General features: G+C 41.8%; 19 protein-coding genes, 1 other RNA gene and 1 pseudogene. 9 read left to right on the forward strand and 12 right to left on the reverse strand.

Annotation, left to right across the window (positions count from 1 at the left end; all coding sequences use genetic code 11):
- Positions 1–196: 196 nt before the first annotated feature.
- Positions 197–1,738 (reverse strand): LPXTG cell wall anchor domain-containing protein, encoded by a 1,542-nt coding sequence (locus K5J94_RS02680; protein ID WP_221913431.1) that lies wholly within the window; start codon positions 1,736–1,738, stop codon positions 197–199.
- A gap of 271 nt (positions 1,739–2,009) precedes the next feature.
- Positions 2,010–3,620 carry an LPXTG cell wall anchor domain-containing protein gene (locus K5J94_RS02685; protein ID WP_221913433.1) on the reverse strand — a complete coding sequence of 537 codons (1,611 nt, stop codon included), beginning with the start codon at positions 3,618–3,620 and terminating at the stop codon, positions 2,010–2,012.
- 336 nt (positions 3,621–3,956) lie between these two features.
- Between K5J94_RS02685 and ffs the strand changes: the two genes are divergently transcribed.
- Positions 3,957–4,051: signal recognition particle sRNA small type (gene ffs / locus K5J94_RS02690), an RNA gene on the forward strand.
- 82 nt (positions 4,052–4,133) lie between these two features.
- Here ffs and K5J94_RS02695 read toward each other — a convergent pair.
- Positions 4,134–5,375, reverse strand: coding sequence for a Fic family protein (locus tag K5J94_RS02695; protein ID WP_221913435.1), 1,242 nt, complete (start codon positions 5,373–5,375; stop codon positions 4,134–4,136).
- 351 nt (positions 5,376–5,726) lie between these two features.
- Positions 5,727–6,971 carry a transglutaminase domain-containing protein gene (locus K5J94_RS02700; protein ID WP_159565022.1) on the reverse strand — a complete coding sequence of 415 codons (1,245 nt, stop codon included), beginning with the start codon at positions 6,969–6,971 and terminating at the stop codon, positions 5,727–5,729.
- Positions 6,972–7,160: 189 nt separating this feature from the next.
- Here K5J94_RS02700 and K5J94_RS02705 point away from each other — a divergent pair, with 189 nt between their 5' ends.
- The 8 genes from K5J94_RS02705 (at position 7,161) to K5J94_RS02740 (ending at position 14,688) form a co-directional block, all read left to right on the forward strand.
- Positions 7,161–8,510, forward strand: a complete 1,350-nt coding sequence (locus tag K5J94_RS02705; protein ID WP_221913437.1) for a glucose-6-phosphate isomerase — start codon at positions 7,161–7,163, stop codon at positions 8,508–8,510.
- A gap of 356 nt (positions 8,511–8,866) precedes the next feature.
- Positions 8,867–9,667: an SDR family oxidoreductase gene (locus tag K5J94_RS02710; RefSeq protein ID WP_221913439.1), complete on the forward strand. Its 801-nt coding sequence runs from the start codon at positions 8,867–8,869 to the stop codon at positions 9,665–9,667.
- A 25-nt stretch (positions 9,668–9,692) separates the two neighbouring features.
- Positions 9,693–11,555, forward strand: coding sequence for a BglG family transcription antiterminator (locus K5J94_RS02715; protein WP_221913441.1), 1,863 nt, complete (start codon positions 9,693–9,695; stop codon positions 11,553–11,555).
- The gene (locus tag K5J94_RS02720) at positions 11,555–12,031 is read left to right on the forward strand and encodes a transcriptional regulator GutM (protein WP_221913443.1); all 477 of its coding nucleotides are present in this window, start codon (positions 11,555–11,557) and stop codon (positions 12,029–12,031) included. The genes K5J94_RS02715 and K5J94_RS02720 overlap by 1 nt, the downstream gene beginning before the upstream one ends.
- Positions 12,032–12,043: 12 nt before the next feature.
- Entirely contained in the window at positions 12,044–12,595 is a 552-nt protein-coding gene (gene srlA / locus K5J94_RS02725; RefSeq protein ID WP_221913751.1) for a PTS glucitol/sorbitol transporter subunit IIC, read from the forward strand.
- A gap of 9 nt (positions 12,596–12,604) precedes the next feature.
- Positions 12,605–13,591, forward strand: coding sequence for a PTS glucitol/sorbitol transporter subunit IIB (gene srlE / locus K5J94_RS02730; RefSeq protein ID WP_221913445.1), 987 nt, complete (start codon positions 12,605–12,607; stop codon positions 13,589–13,591).
- 30 nt (positions 13,592–13,621) lie between these two features.
- Positions 13,622–13,984, forward strand: coding sequence for a PTS glucitol/sorbitol transporter subunit IIA (locus tag K5J94_RS02735; protein ID WP_221913447.1), 363 nt, complete (start codon positions 13,622–13,624; stop codon positions 13,982–13,984).
- 491 nt (positions 13,985–14,475) lie between these two features.
- Positions 14,476–14,688: a hypothetical protein gene (locus K5J94_RS02740; protein ID WP_231700369.1), complete on the forward strand. Its 213-nt coding sequence runs from the start codon at positions 14,476–14,478 to the stop codon at positions 14,686–14,688.
- 500 nt (positions 14,689–15,188) lie between these two features.
- Here the strand turns inward: K5J94_RS02740 and K5J94_RS02745 are convergent.
- From K5J94_RS02745 to secA2, 8 genes and pseudogenes are all read right to left on the reverse strand, one after another.
- Positions 15,189–15,468 (reverse strand): annotated as a pseudogene (locus tag K5J94_RS02745) (type II toxin-antitoxin system RelE family toxin).
- A gap of 49 nt (positions 15,469–15,517) precedes the next feature.
- Positions 15,518–15,688 carry a DUF6290 family protein gene (locus tag K5J94_RS02750; protein ID WP_221913451.1) on the reverse strand — a complete coding sequence of 57 codons (171 nt, stop codon included), beginning with the start codon at positions 15,686–15,688 and terminating at the stop codon, positions 15,518–15,520.
- Positions 15,689–16,042: 354 nt separating this feature from the next.
- Entirely contained in the window at positions 16,043–17,248 is a 1,206-nt protein-coding gene (locus K5J94_RS02755) for a glycosyltransferase family 8 protein (RefSeq protein ID WP_159565018.1), read from the reverse strand.
- Positions 17,249–17,290: 42 nt separating this feature from the next.
- On the reverse strand, positions 17,291–17,461 hold the full coding sequence (locus K5J94_RS02760) for a hypothetical protein (protein ID WP_159548434.1): 171 nt from the start codon (positions 17,459–17,461) through the stop codon (positions 17,291–17,293).
- A 15-nt stretch (positions 17,462–17,476) separates the two neighbouring features.
- The gene (locus K5J94_RS02765; RefSeq protein ID WP_159565016.1) at positions 17,477–18,469 is read right to left on the reverse strand and encodes a nucleotide sugar synthetase-like protein; all 993 of its coding nucleotides are present in this window, start codon (positions 18,467–18,469) and stop codon (positions 17,477–17,479) included.
- 21 nt (positions 18,470–18,490) lie between these two features.
- Positions 18,491–20,632, reverse strand: a complete 2,142-nt coding sequence (gene gtfB / locus K5J94_RS02770; RefSeq protein ID WP_221913453.1) for an accessory Sec system glycosylation chaperone GtfB — start codon at positions 20,630–20,632, stop codon at positions 18,491–18,493.
- On the reverse strand, positions 20,625–22,136 hold the full coding sequence (gtfA, locus tag K5J94_RS02775) for an accessory Sec system glycosyltransferase GtfA (protein WP_221913455.1): 1,512 nt from the start codon (positions 22,134–22,136) through the stop codon (positions 20,625–20,627). The genes gtfB and gtfA overlap by 8 nt, the downstream gene beginning before the upstream one ends.
- Positions 22,137–22,150: 14 nt before the next feature.
- Positions 22,151–24,538, reverse strand: a complete 2,388-nt coding sequence (gene secA2, locus K5J94_RS02780) for an accessory Sec system translocase SecA2 (protein ID WP_221913457.1) — start codon at positions 24,536–24,538, stop codon at positions 22,151–22,153.
- Between the last annotated feature and the right edge of the window lie 2 nt (positions 24,539–24,540).

Consider the following 24,540-nt stretch of genomic DNA (forward strand, 5'->3'; position numbering starts at 1 on the left):
AGGTCAGGGATTGCTGGGTTTTAAAAGATATGGCTAGGTAGTTAGGAAGCGCTTTAAATGCTTTTGTGAAGGGGTTTTGAGGAATGACAGCAGCAGTTTAAGCGAGCAAAAATGACTTTCCACGGGAAGTGTGGAAAGTCATTTTGTTAATCACTAAGGTTTTATCTTATGGAGTAGAAATGTAGTTTAAATCTGTCTAGTCTTCTTTGCGTTTGCCCGCCAGCACACCAGCAGAAGCAAGGACAGATAGAGCAGCCACAGTGAAGAATGGGTTAGCTGTAGCTTCACCTGTTGATGGCAATTGCGCAGCAGTGTTTTGTGCTGCCATGTGTGGAGTAGCAGGCGTTGCTGCGTGGTGGGCTTTTGGTGCTGCTGATTTGCCTTTGCCTGGTTTCTTGTCAGCTTTTGGAGTTTGCGGCGTTTGAGGCTTAGTTTCTGGAATTTTAGGCAGTTCAGGCACAGGCTTAGGTGCCGGTGCCACCTCTGGCACTTGCGGTACCTCTGGCTGATTCGGAACTTCTGGTTTGCTTTCCGGCTGCTTCGGTTCAGCTGGTTTGTCCTCAGGTTTAGTTTCAGCCAGCTTGCTTTCAAGACCCTTGATAGTAGCTTCTTTATCTTTGATTTGAGATTGGACATCAGCTAATTGCTTTTCAAGCTTAGCTTTTTCCTCTTCGCTAAGTTTGCTTTGGTCTTTAAGTTTAGCCTCAATGTCAGCTTTTTGAGTTGTTAACTCAGCTACTTTAGCCTCAGCCGCAGTTTTCTCAGCAGTTAGCTTATCAAGACTTGCTTGGCTTTCAGTTACTTTAGCCTGTAGTTCAGCTACTTCAGTTTTCTTGTTTTCTAGTTCGGATTGAAGTTGGGCTTTTTCTTCTTGATTAGCTTCTGTGGCAGCATCGAAACGTTGTTGAAGCGCGGCTAAGTTATTCTTTTCAGTATTGAGTTGATCTTGGAGTTCCTGATTTTTCTTTGTGGAATCTGATACTTGTTCAGAAAGACTTTGAACTTTTTCTTGACTAGCTTTTAAGTTTTCTGTAGTTTGTTTTGATTGCTCCTCTAAGTCTTTCATTTTAGTTTGAAGGTCAGAGTTAGTTTCTTCGGAGTGAGCGAGTTCAGTAGTGAGATCATTGTTCTTGGTATTGAGTGCCGTTAAATCGTTTTTCTGAGTTTCAATCTCAGATTTTAGTTGATTTTGCTTTTCGGTAGCAGCTTCAAGCTCAGATTCTACTTGTTTGCCTTTTTTACTTAGGTTTTTAGCGTTATCAATAGTTTTTTCATAGTCTTTAAGGCGACGAAAGATTTCTTCTTGCAAAAGTTCTGAAAAATCTGTTTGCCCTGATGACGTTTTTAAATTTTTTAGCCCAAACCCATGACGTGTCTCACGTTGACCTTCTTCTGAGAATGGAGTAGGGGCTTCAATAAATTCTAAAGTGGTTAGAAAATCTTGACCATATACATAATTTAAACCTAACAAGTCTTTTAGTAAATTTAATAATTCCTCTGTATCAAATGCTGTTAGGATATTTTGAATTTCATTTGTACGTTTGATGGTATTTTCTTTACTGGAGAAAGGCGATAACATGTCTACGTTTTTATCAAATCGTTGATTCTTAGTGTTTTCATCTAATTCAAATTTTGAATCATTTGCACTTACCCCTGTACTGGTCACCAACACACTTGCTCCCAACATGAGTGACGCTAACACCGCCTTTTTTGTCCAATTCCAATGGTGCTTTGCCATATTAATATAATCTCCTTTTCATTTCTAAGCTTTTTACGGCAACCACCAGTATATATATATATATATATATACTTAAGGTCAGGAATTGCCGGGCTTGCAAAGTTATGATTAAAGCGTTAGGAAGCGCTTTAAATGCTTATATGAAGGGATTTTGAGGAATCACAGCAGCAGTTAAAGCAAGCAAAAATGACTTTCCACGGGAAGTGTGGAAAGTCATTTTGTTAATCACTAAGGTTTTATCTTATGGAGTAGAAATGTAGTTTAAATCTGTCTAGTCTTCTTTGCGTTTGCCCGCCAGTACACCAGCAGAAGCAATAACAGATAGGGCTGCCACAGTGAAGAATGGGTTGACACTGTCACCCGTTTGTGGCAATGACGCAGCAATGTGTTGCATTGGTGCTGTCTTAGCAGTATGTGCTGCTGGATTTGGTGTGCTAGTAGAAGCTACCTTCCTCTTGTTTTGCTTGTCAGCTGGTGTGGTTTTGCCGTCTTTGTCACTCTTGGCTCTAATTCCTTTAGCATCCGTGCTTGGAGTCGCTGGGGTCAACGCTGTCCAAGGAATACTGTGTTTTTTAGGCTCAGTTTGCGGAGCCGCTTGACCTGGTTTGTCTTTGTCTGTTTCAGGCTTGACTTGAGGTGTTTCTGGAGCTTTCGGCTCAGCTGGTTTTTCCTCGTGCTTAGTCTCAGGAACCTTAGGCATTTCCGGAGTGCTTGGAGCTTTGTCCTGCTCTTTTTTAAGAGTGTTCAGCTGAGCATTTAAAGCATCTAACTCTTTTTGCAGTTTGGCTTTTTCTTCGGAGCTGAGACTACTTAAGTCCTTAAGTTTAGATTCGACTTGAGCTTTTTGGGCCGCTAAGTCAGCCAATTTAGTTTCGGTATCTTTGACTTTTTGCGTGCTTGTGTTTAACTGCTCTTGTAGCTTACTAATATCAGAGTCTTTAGCCTTGATTTTGCTATCAAGATCTTTGATTTTCGCATCCAAGTTAGCCTTTTCTTGCTCACTCAGTTGGGTCTGACTGTTCAGCTGCTCTTGGATAGTAGCCTTGTCCTTGGTGAGTTGCTCTTTTTCAGCAGTTAAGGCAGAAACCTGACTCTCAGCCGCTTGCTTTTCAGAGGTTAGCTTGTTAACAGTTGCTTGGCTTTCTTCTACCTTAGCTTGCAAGTCACTGACCTCAGTTTTCTTAGTCTCTAATTCAGCTTGCAGCTTAGCTTTTGCTTCAGCATTTTGAGTATTAGCAGCTTCTGTTGCCTGAAGCTTTTGATTAAGGTTAGCTAGATTTTTTTCCTCTTTCTCCAGCTTAGATGTTAAGTCTTGATTTTGTTTAGTTGATTCGGTGATTTGCTTATTAAGTTCCCTTACTTGCTCTTGACTTGTTTTTAAAGACTGTTCAGTGTGTTCAGACTTTGCTTGTAAGTCTTTCATTTTGGCATCTAATTCAGCATTTGCCTTCTTGGAACTTTCTAACTCAGCTTGAACTTTTTTGTCTTGTTCAGTTAACTTGTTTTTTTCAGCAGTAAGCTTGGAAACTGCATCTTTTTCTTTTTTTATTTCATCTAGGGCAAAATCAAAAGCGCTTCGAGCTATAAGCAATGCCTCTTCATTAGTTATATCATCTAATTCACTTTTTAAATTTTTATTTTGAGCCCTTAAAGTTTTTAAATCAACGTTTTGTATTCCTCTTTTTATACCATTAGCAATATTTTGCGAATTTTCTAATCGATTTGAAAGATTGTTCAATCTAGTCACTAGATTCTTTGTATACTCTTTTTCTTGCTTTAATTCTGGATTTTCCGCTCGTACACTTCCCTGTCCGCTCAATAATCCTGCACTGATGACAAGCGTGGCTAGGACCGCCTTCTTGCTCCAATGGTGCTTTGCCATGTTTTCTAATCTCCTTTTCATTTATAGCACCCATCAGTATATATATATATATATATATTCAAGGTCAGGCAGTACATTTTTTTAAAAAAGATGAACAGAGCTGTAGATGAGGGCTTTGGCGAAGGTGGCTAGGAGCTGCTGTTTCGGGGGTTGGTCCTGGGTTTCGGTTGGTTGGTGGCAGCGAGGTTTGGGACTTTATTCAGGTCAATTCTGTGGGAGTCTGGCAAGGAGCAGCTGCTCTTTTTTAAAAAAGCAGAGCAGTTCTTGAGCTCGGGGCGGCTGGGCTTGTGTGGCTGGGATGTTTTAGGTTTGCAAAAGCTGGCACAATGCGCTATAATAATAAATGGAGCAACACTTGTGCGTGAAGCGGGTCAGGGGAGGAATCCAGCAGCCCTAAGCGATGTCGAGTGTGTGCTCTTTTTTGTACATTTTAAAAGCACCGGTTTGAACTACACCCCAATCGTTAGATTTTGTGTCCAACTTTTTGGGGTCAGTACAGTTCAGGTGCTTTTTCTAATCGTTAAATAATTTTACAGAATTCAGCGTATGCCGGCTAGGAGCTTTAGTGGTTTTAGTGATAATAGTGTTCTCTCTTAAGCGTTTTATGTTATCTTTGATCGTTTTCTTGGGATATGTCCTTGATAAGATGTCTATTATTTCGTTATCCTTAATGCCTTCTTTAGGATCATCTACAAATTCAGTTGATTGAAAAACTAAAAATAAGATATGCTTTTGAATAGGTGTCAAATCATCCCTGCTTTCAAGAGTGTTAAAAGCATCGTCTAGAATGGCTTTTTTATTATCAAGTATGCCTATTATATCATCTTGACCGTCTTTTAATAATTCCAATAAATAAAGAACGAAGAAAGTTCCTTCAGCTCTATTATCATAATCACCCGTTATTTTGAAAGCATCATAGTATTTTTTCTTATTTTCATTAATTTTTTGAGAAATGACAAGTCCAGAGTAAATATCCAATTTTCTAGACAAATACCTAGATAAAATATAGCGTCCTGTTCTTCCATTTCCACCATAAAACGGATGAACATTTTCAAAGAAAAAGTGGGCTAAACTTGCTTTTATTAAAAATGGAATGGTTTTGTCATTAATAAACGTTAGCCAACTGGTTAACATTAACATAATAGTTGTTTCCTTAACGGGTGGGAGGTGTTCTAACTTTCCAGAGTTTTGGTCTAAAATAGTAACATAATCATTTCTGAAATAGTCACCGTCAAGTTCGTTGCCCTTTTCAATCTCTCCCTTTGTTAACTCATCATAAATACTTCTTATGGTCTCTATACTATCTATTTTTAAAACATTATTTAGGAGTATATCATGATACATCCTTACTGTTGAGAGAAGTCTAATTTTTTCATTTTGACTTCTGTTAAGCACTGCATTATATGCCTCAGAGACTTCTCTTCTAGTCGTTTTGACTCCCTCAATCTCATTTGTATTTATGATAGCTTTATATAATTGCTCTTTGTAAAACTGATGTTTTGCAACCTCGGGTAATTGATCGGCTAGTTCTTTTATTATTATTGATTTTTCTTGTATTTGTTGCGTTATTATTTGAAGTTCTAACAATGGAACTACAAAAAGAGGGAAATCTCTGCCTTTGTTTACCCCTCGCTTCATGAGAGTAGGATACATTTTAGTTTTTATAATTCCAAAACTGTTAATTCTTTTACTGTACTCACTTTCGTAGTCGCTTTCATTGCTATATTTCGTGATTTTTAGCGGTTTGTATTCCATATTGTCACCAACTTTTTTAAATTTATGGATATTTTAAATAGTTTACCGAATTATTTTGCCAAAATCAACTGCTCTGTGGTGACTTCAACAATTTATTATTGCGTAACAGTTAAGATGCTGTTACGCATTTTTTATATAGCTAAGAAGTTCAGTCTGTGTTGGCAGATTTTTGTGTTTTTGATAGGCAAGAGCACCAAAAACCCAGCAGTCGTTGGGAGCTGCTGGGTAAGTGTAGTAAGTCTTGTTCATATCGTGGGGTGTGGTGTCAAGCTCTGCTTTACACAACATCAGCCTTGCTAAGCTTTCTTGCTACCTGGTCTTTGTGACTGCTTTTATTTTTCTACAGGGCCATCAGTGGTTAAAAAAGGTCATGCTGTTGGTTTCTGGTGAGGAGAGGTAGGTAAAGCCATGGTAGTTAGGCCAATAGGCTTGAAAGAGCTCGTGGTAGCTGGTAGCATTGTGGGTCAAGGAGCGTTCTAAGCGATGATAGTCATCTGGGTTTGCTACCTGGATGCTTGGCGTTGCTTCGCCTTTGGCTAACTGTTGCTTTAATAGGGTGAGGGCTTGGCTTTGTTCGAAGTGTTCTAGGTAAAAATGATGCTGTTTTGCAAAGAGTAGGGAGTCGTCTGGGCATTTGGGCAGGGTCCACACGTCGCCATCTTCTTTGCTGTCTTTTTTTGTTTGATTGGGTTTAATGGCCAGTTTGAGGTTGGCTTGGTGGGTTTGTTCCATGAGTTTATCTGGTAGGCAGAGGAATTGTCCCTTGTTAGGGACTTGGAGTTTTGCTTGGCCAGAAACGGTTTGGCTAAAAGTGGGATCGCCCCAGGTGGTATCAACGGCGTAGTAGGTATGGTTGATCTTAACCAGGTTCCATGCATGGTTAATGTCTTGTTTGTTTCTGCTGGACTGGACGCGGCCGCGGACATAGATGGCATCTAGGCCTGCCTTTTGGCAGAGGAATTGAAAGGTCTGCGCATAGCCATTGCAGACGGATAAATGATCCATGAGGACACTCTTAATGTCCTGATTGGCTGCCACTAATGCTGGGTTACCCGCCTGCTCTTGCTCTAAAGCTTTGCTATTATACTCTGTATGATCAATGATATAGTTGTAAAAATAAGCCACTTTTTGGTAGTCGTCTTGCTGGGGTGCCAAGGCAACGATCTGATCGCCTAGCTGTTGCAGGGTTTGGTAGTTGGCTTTGGCCTCTTTGGGAACCTTAAAGGATATAAAGGCCTCATCCTTGTTTTCCTCAAGTTGGTAGCTAGAGCCTGTCAGCCAATATAAGTCAGGATTGTCCATGATAAAGGCATCGAGCGTCTTTAGGAGCCCCTGGTGGCTATCAGGCGCAAGGTGGATGGTGTCGTGATAATGGCGCGCCTTTTGGCGTAAGATAAGGTAATTTTCCTTTTGGTAATGGCTGAGCTGTTGATAGTAGTAATGGTGCTCAACTTCTTTGAGGGTGGTTTGTCTGGCTTTGCCTTGTAGAGCCAGCGGGTTGGCTTTGCTCATCTGTCGGCTGTCCTTTTGCTGACAAGCAATCATCCCAAACATGAGCAAGGGCAGGAGAAGAAGGATTGATAGTTTTTGTTTCATGTTATGACCTAAATAATAAAAAAGTATCGTATGACATCATTATATCATAGCTAGCCAGTCAGCAGGGCTGACTTTTTGAAAATGCTTGAAAATTTGGCAAGCATTTTGTGAAAGCCTATTCAAAACTTGAAAAAAGGTCCCTAAAGAGTTACTATAATAAGGAACGCAAAAAAGATAAAGAGGTATATTATGTCACACATTCAATTTGATTATTCCAAAGTTTTGGGCCGATTTGTTGCCACACACGAATTGGACTACATGCAAGCACAAGTGACGGCAGCCGACCAGATGTTGCGTCAAGGTACAGGGGCAGGGGCTGATTTTTTGGGCTGGTTAGACCTTCCTGAAAACTATGACAAGGACGAATTTGCACGCATTCAAGCAGCTGCCAAGAAAATCCAATCTGACAGTGAGGTGCTTGTGGTTATTGGTATTGGTGGGTCTTACCTAGGTGCTAAAGCAGCTATTGACTTTTTAAACAATCATTTTGCTAATTTGCAAGCGGCTGGTGTGCGCAAGGCGCCACAAATCCTCTATGCTGGTAATTCGATTTCATCAACCTACCTTGCTGATCTTGTGGAATATGTGCAAGATAAAGAGTTCTCAGTGAACGTGATTTCAAAATCTGGAACAACTACAGAGCCAGCGATTGCCTTTCGTGTCTTTAAAGAGCTCTTGGTGCAAAAATACGGTCAAGAAGAAGCCAATAATCGGATTTACGCAACGACAGACCGTGTGAAAGGTGCCGTCAAAGTCGAAGCGGATGCTAATGGCTGGGAAACCTTCGTTGTGCCTGATAATGTTGGAGGACGTTTCTCGGTCCTTACAGCTGTAGGCTTGCTGCCGATTGCTGCATCTGGTGCTGACCTTAACCAGCTAATGGCAGGTGCTAATGCGGCGCGCGAGCAATTATCATCAGACAAAATCGCTGATAATATTGCTTACCAGTACGCTGTGGTCCGCAATATCTTATACCGTAAAGGTTATGTGACTGAGATCCTTGCTAACTACGAACCATCCCTTCAATACTTTGGTGAGTGGTGGAAACAATTGGCAGGTGAATCAGAAGGAAAAGACCAAAAAGGTATCTATCCGACGTCAGCTAACTTCTCAACTGACCTGCACTCTTTGGGCCAATTTATCCAAGAAGGCTACCGCAACATTTTTGAGACGGTGGTGCGCGTGGACAAACCACGTAAAAACGTCATTATTCCAGAGATGGCTGAGGATCTAGATGGCCTTGGTTACCTCCAAGGTAAGGATGTTGACTTTGTCAACAAAAAAGCCACTGATGGTGTGCTTTTGGCCCACACAGATGGTGGCGTGCCAAATACCTTTATCACCCTGCCAGAACAAGACGAGTTCACACTTGGGTACACCATCTACTTCTTTGAATTAGCAATTGGTTTGTCTGGCTACCTCAATGCGGTTAATCCATTTGATCAACCAGGTGTTGAAGCTTACAAGAAAAACATGTTTGCCTTGCTAGGCAAACCAGGCTTTGAAGAGCTTGGCGCTGAACTAAATGCCCGCCTCTAAGCTGTCAGTTAGCTTAGTTAGTCATAACAGCAAGAAAACCCTTAGGTCCTTTGACGACCTAAGGGTTTTTGGGTCTGTGTGCTAAGTTCAGTAGCCCGCTTGGCCGCTTGGCTTGTCAAGTGCAAAAGTTAGATACCGCAGTTTACTAAGGTCAGCTTTTGAGTGCTAGGGGGCAGCTAAATATGTTTGTAAGTGGTATTGTTGTCAGACTAAAATAGTTTTGATAGTGTTTGCTCCAGCTAACAAAAGAAGTGTTGCATTAATACAGAACTTTTTTTCCTTTCAAAAAAATATCTGTATTAATAAAAAAATGAAAGCGTTTTAAAATAAAACTATCAAAAATTAAGGAGGCACATATGACTGACTGGTTAAATATTAAAGGTAAAACGGTACTGATAACGGGGGGATCATCAGGAATAGGAAAAGCAATTGTAGAGGAATTGTTACATCTAGAAGTAAATGTTATAAACTTTGATGTTAAGCATAATGATTTAAAGAATGATAATTACCTTTACCTAAATGTTGATATTACTAATCGTGAAGCAGTGGAAAATGGTGTGCAAGCAGCGGTAGAAACTTTCGGTACGATTGATGCCGTTGTTAATAATGCTGGAATTAATATCCCCCGTTTGTTAGTAGATGCTAAACACCCCCATGGGCAATTTGAATTAGATGATGCAAATTTTGAAAAGATTATGATGATCAACCAAAAGGGAATGTTTTTAGTTAGTCAAGCAGTCGGAAGAATTCTGGTTGCAAAACAATCAGGTGTGATTATTAATATGGCTTCTGAAGCAGGTTTAGAAGGGTCAGAAGGTCAAAGTGCCTATGCTGCAACAAAAGCTGCTGTTTATAGCTACACGCGTTCTTGGGCAAAAGAATTAGGTAAGTATGGGGTTCGTGTTGTAGGTGTTGCTCCGGGCATTATGGAGGCAACAGGATTAAGAACTTTGGCATACGAAGAAGCATTAGGATATACTAGAGGTAAAACTGTTGACGAAATAAGAGCAGGCTATGCTTCTACCAGTACGACACCGCTTGGAAGAAGTGGTAAATTAAAAGAAGTGGCTGATTTAGTTGCATTTTATCTTTCTGATCGTTCAAGTTATATTACGGGAGTGACTACCAATATTGCTGGTGGAAAAACTCGAGGGTGATTCGTAAAGAAAAAGGAATATAAGGGTGACTTTAGTTAATCGTTGGTATCAGATATTAGAATTGTTAGTAAGTGCACATGAAGTGGAAATTGAACATTTACGACAAGAGCTAGGAATCAGTCAACAAACACTTGTGAAAACAATTGCCCAATTAAATGACATGTTAGATGGTGATGCAGAGATTATACTAAATCATAGTAACTATCATTTACATGTATATGATTATTCAAGATTAGAAACAATATTGCAAGGCAGCTTAAGACGAAAAAGTGATTTCAATTCAGCTAGTAAAAGAGTAGCCTATATTATTAAGCGTCTCATCGAAAGCGACAATTATATTAGTATTGACGACTTGGCAGATGATATTGCGGTAAGTCGAGGAACGGTCATTAAAGATTTAAAAACTGTCAAAAAGATTGCTCATCAATTTTCCAGCTTTATTGTCGGTAAACCAAATAATGGTATTAAAGTTGAAGGCTCTGAATTAAATCTAAGATTGATGTATATTCATCATGTTTTTAGTTATTTCGAACTACACCATATAAACGCTGAAACGATTGCTTTTTTATCTGATTTATATCAAAAATATCACCTTCCTAGAAAAATACAAGAATTAATGACCAAATCACTCTCTCTGACTATCGAGAGAGTGGCGTCAGGGCATCTCATTTCTAGCCCTATGACGTTTTCTACCAATGAGTTTACCTCAAATGCCTTAATGACTGAGTTAATAGTCTATATGGAGATTAATTATAAGTTAACACTTAGTCAATATGAGCAAGCATTTTTGAATTTTCCCTTGACAATCCAGTATATTGATGGATTAGGAGATAAAAATGATGATAATGACAATTTATACCACATTTATTTAAAGCTGGTTAAGCACATTAAAGCAAAATTGCTCGTTACTTTTGATGAGGAATTATTATATGGTGATATTCAAAATCATCTAAAATACCTGATTAATAGGCTTATCTTTCATGTTCCCCTTGGTGATATATTTCAAGGAGAAATCAAAGATAAGTATCCTTTGGCCTTTGAGATGGCAAATGTGGCAGCAGAAGTGCTTGAAGAAGAATTTGGTCAGCCACTCTTACTCTCTGAACGGAGTTATCTTGCCTTATATTTTGAAATGGTATTGAGGAATCCTAGTTTTTCTAATAGGTCCACCGAAAAGAAAATAGCAGTAGTGTGTACGACAGGTAGGGGAACTGCAAATATCATTTGCAAAAGACTGAATCAGGTACTGGGGCAGGAAATCGAAATATCACAATTTTCAGAAGAGTCATTTACTTCGGAGCAAGATAATTACTTTGCAATATTCACCACCATTCCATTGAAATTTGAACACTTACAATCTCCTATTGTTCAGATTACAAATTTATTTGATGATCAATGGCTCCAAAATGAATGGCAAAGAGTGACCACTTTTCATAAAAAGCATTTGGAAAGCACGGTATTAAAGTTTCTGAGGCTATCTTGCAAACATTCTTATGCAGAGTACTTACAGCAGATGACAGATAATTTGGTGATGGAGGAACTGGTAGACGACAACTTTTATCAAAGGTTACTAGATAGAGAGTCAATTCAGTCTACCTTGTTTGAAAATGGAATTGCTTTTCCTCATACCATCAATAACAAGGAGGAAAAAATTGTTCTTATGCTTGGCCTTTTAAACCATGCTTACGTTAGTAACAATAAGAGCATTGAATTTATCTTTATGGTAGCAATCCCCAAAACAGTAACCCCTAAAATAGAGTCAGAATTAATTGAACTTTATGACGATATTTTTAAAATAGCAAGCAACGATGCTATCAAAGAGGAGTTACGACAAATTTCCAGCGAAGGGGATTTTTATGACTTTGTTAAAGAAAAAGAGGTTTTTTGATGAATCATATCGTGATATTTGGACTAATCCTGATACTTGCCTATATTTTTCAAATAATTCTAAGTTTTCGACAATTAAAGCACTTTAATGAAACTTACTCAGGGTTACGAAAACGAGGGAAAGTGGTGATTGGTAAAAGAGCAGGAAAAATTCGTTCAGGAACGATTGTTATGTTTGCTGTAGACCCTAATGGCAGGGTGCTTCAAGCTAGGAAAATGCAAGGTGTAACGGTGTGGGCAAAATTTAAGGAATTGAATCAATATGAGGGAGAGGATATTCATTATTTTGATCAGTATAATCCACTTGTTCGCCAAGAAAATAAGCTCTTGCAGATTGCAATTGAGGATGCCCGAGAGCTATATTTAAGATCAGAAGCAAGTCAACTACCAAGAAGTGAAAAAGTCGCATCAGCTTTTGATATCCGCCTACAATGGAAACATGTCTTAACAAAATTAAAATTACAATTAAAAAAATAAAAGGAGTGCATGATGGATTATATTACAAAATTTGCAGAAGGATTCATGAAACTTTTTCAATTAGGTGGTGAAACGTTTGTTAGTTGGATGACAGGGATTGTACCTGTAGTACTAATGTTGTTAGTAGCAATGAATGCATTAATTGGAATTCTTGGTGAGGAAAAAGTAAATAAATTGGCAGAGGTATCTGCTCGAAATCCAATCAGCCGTTATATGATTTTGCCTTTTATATCAGCCTTTATGTTGGGGAATCCAATGGCTATTAGTATGGGACGATTTATGCCGGAGTACTATAAGCCTAGCTATGTGGCTTCACAAATGCAATTTTGTCATACATCGAATGGTGTTTTTCCACATATAAATCCTGGCGAATTATTTGTCTGGCTGGGGATTGCTTCCGGTATTAAAACATTGGGTTTAAGTCAGATTGAACTTGCTATCCGGTATTTATTGGTTGGTTTACTTATGAATTTTGTAAGTGGCTGGGTCACCGATTTTACGACTGCTTATGTTTCTAAACAACAAGGTGTCACACTTAGTAAGACGATTGAATTAGAGAAATGAGGTTTGCACATGACATATCAAAGTATAAAAGTTGTCAAAGGTAGTGGTGGTTACGGTGGTCCGCTGGTGATTACCCCGACTGAAGCTAAGCATAAATTTATTTATATTACAGGTGGTGGGGATAAGCCAGAAATCGTTGATAAAATAGTTGCATTGACCGGTATGGAGGCAGTAAATGGTTTTAAAACATCTATCCCTGATGAGGAGATAGCCTTAGCTATTGTTGACTGTGGTGGGACCTTGCGCTGTGGAATCTATCCAAAGAAGGGAATTCCTACGATTAATATTGTTGCTACTGGCAAGAGTGGTCCGTTGGCCCAATATATTAATGAATCTATCTATGTATCAGCAGTTGGGCTAAACCAAATTACATCTACGGCAGATAGTGGTGTTTTAGTAGAAAATCCAACAGCAAACAGTGGTAGCTTGACTTATGATACACGTAAAAAAATAACGGAACAAAAGGCAGAAACTAGCTTTGTCGCAAAAATTGGGATGGGAGCGGGTAAAATTGTTGCAACCTTTAATCAAGCTGCTCGAGAAGCTATTCAGACTTTAATTAACACTATCTTGCCCTTTATGGCTTTTGTATCTTTACTGATTGGTTTTATCCAGGGGTCTGGAGTCGGTCAATGGCTGGCTAGATTGATGGTGCCTTTGGCTGGAAATATCTGGGGGCTGATACTAATTGGCTTTATCTGTTCCTTGCCCTTCTTATCTCCGCTCTTGGGACCAGGTGCAGTTATCTCTCAGATTATTGGGACTCTCATTGGGGTAGAGATAGGTAAAGGTCATATCCCGCCACAAATGGCTTTGCCGGCCTTGTTTGCAATTAATACCCAAAACGGCTGTGATTTTATCCCAGTAGCACTAGGCTTAGCAGAGGCTGACTCGCAAACAGTTGAGGTCGGAGTTCCCTCTGTTTTGTATTCGCGTTTTTTGAATGGAGTACCGCGGGTAGTTATAGCATGGCTTGCTAGTATAGGAATGTATTAGCATAATTTATGAAACAAGAAGGAAAAAACTGTGGAAAAATTTTATACGAAAGTTAAGGAAGTGGGTCCAAAAGCTCAGACAATGATTACGGATGCTAATATGCTGATTCTGTTTGGCGAGGGGGCTCCGCTAGATTTATCAGATTATTGCTTTATGATTGACAACCAGCAATTGAAAGCAAAGATAGAGGTAGGTGACACTTTAGCTATTGACAGCTTTGTTTATAAGGTCAAGGCAGTTGGCAGTTTAGTGGAACAAAATTTAACAGACTTAGGGCATATCAGTGTCTGCTTTGATCAAGTTCCTGCTTCGCTATTACCAGGGACTTTATATGTGGCAGGTGGAAGCTTACCCTTACTGGCAAAGGGAACAGAAGTGATTATATATCAGTAAAGAGTTACTTGTTACTTATCTATAGACTCTAAGGTTTTGCTTTGGGTTCTGTCGGTTTTTCGTTGCAGACTTTTACTCACTATGACCTCTCTGGAATTGACAGAGCCTGTTTTGGGATTTTGACGAAGTTGTAAACACGAGCTGCCGCGATTTGCTGAAATCGGTTTTGGAATTTCATCGATTGCCATAAAATCTAAGAAAGTAAACAATGCAAAGGTGGCTGGTTAAATGTCAAAGCGTTAAAGGCATGTGTGAGTCAGTGCAATTTTACACAGGCGACTGGCTGGATTATAATAGGGTTGGTAAGCTGTATTAGTATGATATGGCCAAGCAGATGGCAGGGTTAAAAGCCTTTGCTGTGGCAAAAAGCTTCTGGATGATGATGCGCTATAACCCTAGAAAAACTAAGGGGGATGACTAATGACAAGATGGTATGATTACACGGGGAGAGCAAGCAGGCTAGAAGAGACGGCGATTTATGGTTTTGTTACTTGTATAAGGTTATTCAAGATGAGGAAACGAAACTAAGCGCTGCTGATGTGGAGCAGTTGTTGCAAAACCCTAGTCTAACACCTTTTCAGAAAACAACTCTCCAAGATGCCTTAACAAAAGGCACCCATACAAGGGAGCACGTCTTGCAGGTAAACCGTAAAAGTCCGCCAAAAGATATTTTGAAACGCTTTAGACAAGGTTATTCTGGATAAGAAAGTCTGAATTTAGAAGCTTTTGAAGTAGCTTACGGGATGAAATGGCTGGCCGCTTGCTTCATGAAAAATAAATCAAATCACTGGTTTTTGTGTCCTACTTCACAAAGAGTTAGACTAAAAATCTAACAATTGGGGTGCAGCTCAGTCCTGGTACTCTTTAGATATTAGAGTTTTCTATCGAAAAATCGCACCCAATTTTCCACCCTAAAAAAGGACCTTAGAAAGGCCCTCAGATTGAAGACAAACTGGAGGATGAGCCAGTTTGTCTTTTTTACTTTTTCTATTGTGACTCGGCTGAATTTGGCAACTGTGAAGCCAATTCAAAAGGCGATTCGTATTTTGTTTTTGTCGGGGTCGTGCTGGGAGCACGTCTTTTTTAGTTGGTTCTCCGTAATAATCATACCGTCTTAAGCAGCAAAAATTCAAAAAGTGGTCAAAGTGTGCACACTTGAGCACCTGCTAGAAAGGGCGATTTATTTTTTGCTCATAATTTTTAGCTATTGTTTCTTCCTGTAAATATCTGAATGATGACCTACATGAAGATTAGTAATGACGAAGTTACCGTCATCAATTTTGGCAATAATACGATAATGAGCTACTCTAAACCGAACATATCCTGAAAATTTTCCAGTAAGGTATTTTCCTGGCGAACGCGGAAAATCAACACCTACTAAATGCTTATCAATCCATTTAGCGATTGGTTTTTGTGTTTCTTTATCTAGCTTTTTCCATGTCCTCAAAAAAGCTTTCTGCATAATTAACGGTATACTTAGCCATAACGTTTCATCATCTCTTCATGACTATACGTTTTCTTATCAGAATCAAGTCATTTTTGATAAGCTTTATCTGCCATTTCAATATCATACAGATCTTCTAATTTTTCAACTACTGCTTGTCTAATAAAATCAGTTTTAGTAGTATGTTGTTCTTTGACTACTCTAGTCAGGAGAGCATTTAAATCATTATCAAATCTTATGGCAACAGGTACAGACATCATGGTCATCTTGATGTATTTTTTATAAATACAGTATATCTTTATTTATTTCTACTATCAAGTCTGCATTATTTTCTCTCGCACCCAGTGCCCTTTTGTAAAAAACGGCTTTTTTGCCTCTCTTCTAGCTTGTATGGGTAAGCCTACAGCGTACTCAATCAGAGTCCTTTTCTAACTCCTTTAAAAAGTTTTCCGCTGAAATACTCCCCTTTTTCTGTCCGAAGTGACTGGTAACCTTTTTGCAATTCTTCCACCAAGTGTCGCGTCGCTTGGTGCTTTTGTCTCATCACAGGCTTTGTGCCACCCTTGGTTTTGCTTGTTGTTTTATGCTTGATCAGGCACAAAACCTTACGCTTTTTAAGGAAGCGGCAGGGCTAAGGCTTGATTGATAGCTGCCTTCATCGCTTTTAGATCCCCTGCTTTTAATGAGAAGACCTGCTCGTGCGGCTGCATCCAGCAGTCTTCCCAGGAGATGATGGTTTTATTGAGGGTCAGGCCTCTTTCTAGGATGTGATTGACATTGGCAAAGGGTGAGATTTCTAAGAGTGCTTGACACTTGTCTAAAATCTCCTCAAGGGCGTAATCTGAAATGCTTTCATAGACCTTACAGTTGCTGTGAGCAATGAGGTTTTTGAGCTTGGGTGACATCAGTGTGTGGGCGGCAATGTGAAAGGTGACCTCTTTATTTTGCTGGAGGATCTCTTCGATATAAAGCAGCTGATCACTAGAAACTAATAAGAGAATATCGTGTGTTTGCCGCGGCGCTAAGCTTACATTTCGAACAATGTCAATCCAGTTTAAATCATGATAGCGCCACCAAAGGTCCCGAAAGCGGGAATAGAGCTTGGTTTTCCAGGGTTTGTTTGGGCCAGCAAAATGGGCAATAGCAGGGTAGCTATCCCGAAATGCGATCAAATCAGGTCGCTTATCTAAGGCCCAGTTTAACTCTAGGCCAACTAAGTAATTATACGTATTTGATAGCGGTAGCCATTGCTTTTGAAAAGTCAGATTTAAAATACTCTGATCCGCATAGAGGACCTCAGACAGTTTTTCATGAGCCGTCTGGACGAGGCGCTCATAGATCTTTTGCTCTTGCCAGGCTTTGTTATTAATTAATAATACACCGGCATTAAAATAATCTTTAAGGCCAAGGTAAGCCCCGGTGCCTTCTGGTTCCCTAATGGCACCTAGGGGTTTGTCCTGCAAATCAATCTCAAAAAGCGGTGCCAGATCCTGGGTTACAAGGACATCAGTATCCAAGTACAGAACCTTTTCATCGGGAATAAATAAGGGAATGAGGAACCTAAAGAAGGATTGATAGGGCATGGTCCCCTCAAACAAGGCTAATTCCTGGACATACTCCTGAGGGATCTTAATATCTTGTATGTCACAGTGGCAGTGATCCAAGTATTCTCTTAGATAAGCAAACCATTCTTGGGGGAAATCTTCATTAATGATATAAAAACGAATATGAGAATTATGTCTGGTAACAGATTTTATGGCAGTTTCTAGCCATAGATGTGAATTAAAATCTCCACAAAATACAACTGCTTTTTTTGGCATTTTTACGTTCCTTATATGTTTTTCTGGATAAAAGAGAAGTCTTTAGCCCCCGAGGGAGACCCATAGTGAGATGAGGACGGCAATGGTCACTAAAAGCACTATGAGTAAGTTGAAAAGGGATTTCTTTTCTTTGTCTTCTTTTGGCCTTGTTTGCCGGGCTTTTTTGATTTTATGTGCGATGTCTGCTTCTAGCAGTTTATTTTTTTTGGTCATGGCTGACAGGCCTCCTTATTCATTAATGACAGTGTAGACGGCCTTGGTCAATAGCTGCCGTGTTATCCAGCCATGGCGCGTGACCTTGGCTACTTTTTTGACATTTTGGCAGTAGCTATTGTAAACTTCAGGGCTCATGTGCTTGATGGTATCTGCTGCCTCTTCTAAGGTATCAACGACGATAATCACGCCTTTTTTCTCTAACTCAGCTTGATTGGCAATCCCGCGCCGTGCGATGACAGGGATACCTGCTGCGATAAAGATGGCTAATTTGTAGGGACAATAAAGGCTCATGTATTCTAAGTCGTCATCGCGGTGCCAGATCAGCCCAAAACCACCTTGAGCCATTTCCATGATTAGCTGCTGCGTTGGTCGCCAGTCAAATCGCTTCAAGCTAGCATTTTCAGAGATGACCTCGTTAGAATAAAGCTGCAGTTTCACCTCATCATGCCAATCGAGGAGAAAGGGAAAGCGGCTGGGATTACCAGGAAAATGAATCAGCTTTTGATAGGTGGCAGGTTGAACAGGGATGTCTGTTTCATAATCCCACAGTTCTTGAATCAAGTAATGTTGAACGGTTAAGCCCTCTGTTACTAAAAGGTCATACATGGCCTGGGATGGTAGGATGAGCAGGGCTGCGCGATTTAAGGTAGCGATGACTTTTGGCAGTAAGTAGCGATTGGAGGCAAACATCAAAGGAATAATATCGTGCACGAAGATAATGACCTTGTTGCCATAAAAGCTTAAGCGGGTCATGAGGGCATCATCATATTCGACGGAATTCCAAGTGGGAAATTGTGCAATCAAGACATCGCCTTGGCTGACACTAGCAATCATGCCATCCATGCGTCTAGCTAATTCAGAAGGGGAATCGGCCTTGGTATCGAAAAAATACACACCAATTTCATAAAAGCCAAGGTCACGCGCAATTTTGGCGACCTTATTTTGAGCCATTTGTGCGGTGCTTTGTGCGGCCATGCCGTGCAAATTTGTAATATGAACTTTCATCTGTTTCTACTCACCTTTTTCTTAATCAATGACGGTCACGATTTGTGATTGATAGGCCTGGTCTTTTGCCAAAATAATTCCCTCATCATAGTTAAATTCAGCTGTGTGCTTGTGACCTAGCTTGACCTTGTGATCGACCCCTAGCTGAAACCACTCGTACTCTGAGTCGATATGGCCAATGTCAATGGCCTGAAAGCCTTGTTCTGACAAATCAGCGGCCAAGACCTTGGCAGTTGGGCCCAGCATCAAAAGGATCAGGTGGTCTTTAGCGTGTTGTTGCACAGCCTTTTTAATGTCCTCATACCGGCTATAGGCATGGTGTGAGGGGCAAATAATCCTTTTAATTGCTTTTGCTTTGGCAAATAAGTCGTTGCCAACACCTGAGCGTGAGGTGACTCCCTCGACAATCAGGAGCTGCTGATCCTGCCAGAGCTGTTTTAATGCGGCAAAATACAGAGGACTTGCTTTTTTATCCTGTAAATCAATATAAGGCCTGGATAAAAAGGTTGTGCCATACCAATCTGACTGGATAAGACCTTGATAGAGCGTTTTGTAGTGCTGTAGATGCGTCTCCCAAAAGTGCCTAGCTGAGGGAGTATAGCGCTGTAAATCTCTAAAAACATCCGGCAGACAGACTAAGAGGTGGTCATTGCTAGGCCTTGTGATGATGGCCTTTAAACGCTTAGCCAAGTCCTCGTGATAGGCTTGATAAGGGATACTGTGTCCGGCCATGATGTCAATCTCCCCGTCGCCAAAGCGCACTACAGAAAGCTGCTTCTCCCTGATTAATTGGCAGGTCTCAAGGATGCCAAGAACATTGGCAAAGGGCCTGTCATCTTGGGTGGCTAAGAGTTCTTGGTAGGCCTGGCTATCAGTCACCTCGGCCTCTTCTTGTTGGTTGGTCAGCATTTTCTGGAAGGATGCTGGCTCAGCCAGCAGCTCTTGCAAGCACGAAACCATCTGGTCTGGTTGCTCAAAGATATGCTGAGGCGCCAGGAGGTCTGGCTGGTGCACAGTGTTGGCAAAAGCCAAGATCAAAGCCCCTTCTTCGAAGGCTTGGCGAATGCTATGATCAACTTCGTTGTAATGATTGATGTCCAGGTAGAGGCCACAATCTTTGAATTTTTCCAAAACAAGCTTTCTTGTGCTGTTGGGATATAAAGAAACATTGGCCTGGTCTTCAAAGGCCAGCAAGCGTGGTGACATTTCCGTGTAAGCCGCAATATGAAAATCCAGTTGTGGCAATTGCTCTACCAGTGTTTGCAGGCCTTCAATCTGGTCGGAATTGGTCAGGATAAAGGCTTTGTGGCGATCTTTAGCGCTCTTAGAAATTGGATAAATATAGCCCAGATAATGAACTTTGTCATGATGCTGCAAGGGCAAGAGGTCTAAAAGTCTTTGGTAGGTCCGGTATTTTTGGACGATGACTTGCTGAGTGTTTTCATTTGGCTGCTCAAAGATGAGGCGCATATTGCCTGGAATCTCATCTGTGATCTCTTCTTGCCAAAAGAGAATGTCCTTTTGGGCTGTGCGGTTGGCTAAATAACGGCTGACAAAAAAGGGAGTTGACAGTGAATTATACCAGATAGCATCGGTGTCAAATTGCCTTTCTTGGAAGTAAAAGGCGAGAAATTCTACCCGATTTTTAAAGAAATACTGGCTGTTTTGCCAATTTAGGATAATATCACCAGTTTTAAAATTCTCCACAATGATTTCTTGACCAGCAGCATTGTAATAGGTTTTAAGAGTGACTGTTTGGCTCGCATCAAAAGCCGTTTGAGCAAATCGTAAGCCCCATTGGTTGAAATGATCGGTAAAACGGACCTTGCCCTTGCGGTCCAACCAATCAACATTTTTGACCCGGCGTTCTTGTTTGGGCTCCATGTAGAAAATACTAGCTCGTTTGACCTCCCCATCTAGGACCTCAGCTTGAAGATTGTTGCCTGCGATCTGCCAGAATTCTGGTACGGGCACTTGGTTAAAATAGAGGGGTCGGCCTTTTTGACCGAGCATACCACAAAAATAGCCATAGGGCGATTCCATGTTTTGCGGCAAAAAGCCATGGTCGTTAATCACGACAGAAGGTCCCGAAAAACCAGCTTGGTTGAGAGAGTAATCCAAATCAAAGGTTTCTTGACTGGGCCAGTCGTAGAGTCTAATCATTGCCCACCACCTCCTTTAAAAAATCGTGCCAGTCTTGCATGACAGCTGCTTCTAAGAAAGAAGAAGCGATCTGATAAGATTTCTGGCTAAAAGCAGCTAAATCGGCCTTGGTGTAGAGGTCAAGGATTTTTTTGGCAAAGGCCTCAACCATGACCTTACTATCATCAGGCTCCTTTCGTGGAATCAAATAGCCGTTTTGGCCGTCTTTGATGAAGGTCTGGTTGCCGTAGCGCACATCCAGACCAATTAAGGCTAAGCCAGATCCGACAGCTTCCATTAAGGTTAAGCCAAAGCCTTCACTGGTTGAGCCAGCCAGGTAAACTTCATAGGCTTGATAGCGCTCTGCCATTTGCTTGTGCCCGAGCAAGCGGATGTAATCTTGCGCCTGATGTTTTTGAATCAACTCCCTTAACTTGGCCTCTTCGCCACCTGTCCCGTAAATATCCAAGCTGAGTTCTGGTAGTAGCTGCTTGGCTTTGATGACAGCCTTGATTAGCCAATCCACATGTTTTTCTGGGGCCAGGCGAGAAGCCGTGACCAAAGAAAAGGGCTTGCGCGCTTTTTGGGGGTAAGAGCAGGCGGGCAGACTTCCCACAGCAATAGTGACAATGCGGGGTTCACAAGCCTGATAGGTCTTGAATTGCTCTGCTAGCAGCTGGCTTTGCCCGGCTGTCGCACAGATGAAGGCATCCACCTTGTCAGCATTGGTAAACTGGTATTCATAAAAATTATTCCACAAAATAGTATCCTTAGTCACACTCTGAGGACTGAAATGCTCAGCATGAATGACAACAGCAAGCTTGGCTGGGCCACGCTCTTGGAAAATGGTCTGTCCGATACCAGTTGAGCGGTCCAAGATAAGCAGGTCGTTTTTACTCAATTGCAGTCGCGCGAGCATTTCCTTAAGGAGCTGCGACTTGTCATCATAGATGGCTTGTTTGAAACGAAAAATACTCTCTACTCCATCAACGTTTTCCTCATAAGCCACGCTGCCATCTTGGTTGAAAAAGCGCCGCAAATAGACGGTAGCTTTTCCATCTTTTGGGGCATAATATTCTGAAAAGAGGCGGGTTGAGGTGAAATAGTCCTTGCGGATCAAAATCCCTCTAGAAACATACTCGACCCGCTGGACCAAGTGGCTGGTCTCGTCGTTACAATAGCAGGTCATAAAGAAATCCATGTCATCATTAAAGTAGCGAACGACCTTACCCAAGCGCTCTTCTCGCTGGATCGGGTAGATGAGCTCGGTCTTGACATCTGCCAGTGTCACACTGGTGGCAGTAATAGGAATATCGGTGAAAAAGCTATAGAGCCAGATGACTTCATCATCTTTAAAACCCATGTTCTGGGTCAGGTGCTGGATGTTTTCTCCTGTAATGAAGTCGGTAAAGATAAACTTGGCAGCAAGCCCTAACTTTCTAAAGAGGGTGGCACGGTAGGCTTGAGCGTATTCAACTCCAGAACTAGCCCAGCCAATCCCTAAATTAATATTATATATGGTCATGTCTCTCCTTGAGCTTATGCAAAATAAATAGATCTTTCTCCATCTTTTGTCACCAAAATGGTGCTGAGCATGACGTGGCGCACGATCTCTTCTTTGACAGCGCCAGCCATTTTTTCATAAGAACGAAAGGCCTCTTGGTAATATTCATACATGCTGTTGCGCTGGGCGAAAGCCCGGCTGGTCACCACTGTTTTGAGCTGCTGCAGGTGATCGACTTCTTCGATCCAAGAGCTGTCAATGGCTTTTAGGACACAAAGTCTGAAAAACTCTTCTTGGCTTGCTTTGGACTTGAGGAGTTTTTGCTTTTTGGTCATCTCCTCAGTATACAAGTGCCAGAGCAAGTCTTCTACGGCCTGGTCAGATGCTGGATTAAAGCCATCAGGGAAGTGCTTGAAATGGTAGCTGTAATTCTCTAAAATATGCCGTTTTAAGGTTCCTTTGCTTCGGCCTTTTCGCTTGGTGGCAAAGCTGTGCGCCATTTCCTTGATGACCTTTGCGACTTCTTGTCCTACGGTTCGCTCCTTATGAATCAACTCTTCGCGCAAGCCATAGACGAGCTTACGTTGGATGCGTAGCGCCTCGTCAAATTGGACCGTTTGATAGCGCATGCTGGCAGCCTGGTCTTCGCTTCTTAGCTGGGCCTGCTTGATAGCTCGCCTAAAGCGTCTACCAGCCAAAGGCAGGCCATAATTTGCCCGCTTGGTGTGGTTATTTTTGTCAAAATAGGTGTCCAGCCACTTGGGGCCTTGCTTGATGAGTAGGTCGTCTTCTAGGGAGACGAAAAACTGGCTCATACCAGGGTCGCCCTGGCGGCCGGCACGTCCTCGTAGCTGCCAATCAATGCGGCTATTGGCCATTCTCTCTGTGCCTAGAACCGCAAGACCGCCAAGCTGGGCTACGCCTGGTCCTAGCTTGATGTCAGTCCCGCGACCTGCTAGCGAAGTTGCTACGGTAACAGCACCTCGCTGGCCGGCTTCTTGGATGACGAGGGCTTCTTTGACCAGGTTGTTGGCGGTCAATAGCGAGTGGGCAATCCCTTCTTGTAAGAGCATGTTAGAGTAAATCTCAGCCACTTCAACGGTACCTGAAATCAAAAGAATCGGTTGTCCTTTGTGGTGGCGCGTTTTTACCTCAGCCAGTGTTGCATAGAGTTTCTCAGGTAGAGTGACAAAGATCTTATCTGGGAGGTCCTTGCGCCGCATTGGCCGGTGCGTTGGGATAAGAACGACGTCCATACCGTAAGTTTCTAGGAATTCGCTTTCGACTGCCTTGCCGGTTCCTGTCATACCAGAGAGCTTTGGAAACATGTTAAACAAACTCTGGTAGGTGACAGATGCCATGGCTCGACTGTCCCAGGTCCTGTTGACGCCTTCTTTAGTTTCGATTGCTTGGTGAAGGCCTGATTGCAGGCGGGTTCCTTCTAAAATCCGCCCTGTTCGATTGTCTAAGAGCTTAACTTCGTCATCTTGCACCACGTAATCACGCCCTTTTTGGTAGAGGTGCTTGGCCCGTAGGGCGAGATTGATATGGCGATTGAGCTCGATAGCATCCTTGCTGTAAATGTCGGCCACATCAAAGAAGGTCTCTGCCCAGTCCATACCTGCCTCTAAGAGATAGACGGTCTGTTTATCTTGGATGTGTTTATATTCTTTATTGTCACTCAATGTATCGACAAACTGCTGGCAGACCTGGTAGAGATTAGACTGGACACGCGGCGAGCCAGAGATAATCAGCGGGGTCTGAGCAATGTCTAATAAAATCGCATCCGCCTCATCCACAATAATGTAATGAAAGGGCCGCAGGAATTTGTCCTGCCAAGAGCTGGCGAGATTTTCGGCTAAATAGTCAAAGCCCAGCGCGGCGCTGGTGGTATAGACAATATCAGACTGATAGATGGCTCTTTTGTGCTTGGCGGTTAGCTTCTTGTCTTTGTCCTTAGCCACACCAATGCCAACGCTAAGGCCCAAAAAGTGGTAGAGAGGGCCCATTTCCATGGCATCGCGTTTAGCGAGGTAATCATTAGTCGTAACTAAGATCGCTCCCTTGCCTGTCAGAGCATTGAGATAGAGGGGCATGGTGGCTGTTAAGGTTTTGCCTTCGCCAGTTTTCATCTCAGCAATGCGCCCTTGATGTAGCACAATAGCTCCTAGGACCTGCACATCAAAAGGGTAGAGCCCTAAGACCCGCTTGGCCGCTTCGCGCACAGTTGCAAAGGCCTCAGGGAGAATCGCCTCTAAGCTAGCCCCCTGGGCCAGGCGCTCTTTTAGCCGGCTGGTTTGTAGGCACAGGTCCTTATCAGACAAGCTAGCCATTTGTTGAGCGAGCTGGTTAATACGCTTTAAGATGCCTTTAATTGGTTTTAACTTTAGGGTTGATGGGGCTAATGAAAGCTTTGCGGTCATGA

Origin of the sequence: Streptococcus halichoeri (assembly GCF_019774635.1) — a bacterium.
Taxonomy (GTDB): Bacteria; Bacillota; Bacilli; order Lactobacillales; family Streptococcaceae; genus Streptococcus; species Streptococcus halichoeri.

Excerpts from the sequence above, each read along its gene's own strand:
- K5J94_RS02720 (WP_221913443.1), top strand. The coding sequence starts at position 11,555 with ATGAATCATATCGTGATATTTGGACTAATCCTGATACTTGCCTATATT.
- gtfA (WP_221913455.1), bottom strand. The coding sequence starts at position 22,136 with ATGACCATATATAATATTAATTTAGGGATTGGCTGGGCTAGTTCTGGA.
- K5J94_RS02760 (WP_159548434.1), bottom strand. The coding sequence starts at position 17,461 with ATGACCAAAAAAAATAAACTGCTAGAAGCAGACATCGCACATAAAATC.
- K5J94_RS02755 (WP_159565018.1), bottom strand. The coding sequence starts at position 17,248 with ATGCCAAAAAAAGCAGTTGTATTTTGTGGAGATTTTAATTCACATCTA.
- K5J94_RS02705 (WP_221913437.1), top strand. The coding sequence starts at position 7,161 with ATGTCACACATTCAATTTGATTATTCCAAAGTTTTGGGCCGATTTGTT.
- gtfB (WP_221913453.1), bottom strand. The coding sequence starts at position 20,632 with ATGATTAGACTCTACGACTGGCCCAGTCAAGAAACCTTTGATTTGGAT.
- K5J94_RS02685 (WP_221913433.1), bottom strand. The coding sequence starts at position 3,620 with ATGGCAAAGCACCATTGGAGCAAGAAGGCGGTCCTAGCCACGCTTGTC.
- srlA (WP_221913751.1), top strand. The coding sequence starts at position 12,044 with ATGGATTATATTACAAAATTTGCAGAAGGATTCATGAAACTTTTTCAA.
- K5J94_RS02695 (WP_221913435.1), bottom strand. The coding sequence starts at position 5,375 with ATGGAATACAAACCGCTAAAAATCACGAAATATAGCAATGAAAGCGAC.
- srlE (WP_221913445.1), top strand. The coding sequence starts at position 12,605 with ATGACATATCAAAGTATAAAAGTTGTCAAAGGTAGTGGTGGTTACGGT.
- K5J94_RS02765 (WP_159565016.1), bottom strand. The coding sequence starts at position 18,469 with ATGAAAGTTCATATTACAAATTTGCACGGCATGGCCGCACAAAGCACC.
- secA2 (WP_221913457.1), bottom strand. The coding sequence starts at position 24,538 with ATGACCGCAAAGCTTTCATTAGCCCCATCAACCCTAAAGTTAAAACCA.
- K5J94_RS02710 (WP_221913439.1), top strand. The coding sequence starts at position 8,867 with ATGACTGACTGGTTAAATATTAAAGGTAAAACGGTACTGATAACGGGG.
- K5J94_RS02680 (WP_221913431.1), bottom strand. The coding sequence starts at position 1,738 with ATGGCAAAGCACCATTGGAATTGGACAAAAAAGGCGGTGTTAGCGTCA.
- K5J94_RS02700 (WP_159565022.1), bottom strand. The coding sequence starts at position 6,971 with ATGAAACAAAAACTATCAATCCTTCTTCTCCTGCCCTTGCTCATGTTT.
- K5J94_RS02750 (WP_221913451.1), bottom strand. The coding sequence starts at position 15,688 with ATGATGTCTGTACCTGTTGCCATAAGATTTGATAATGATTTAAATGCT.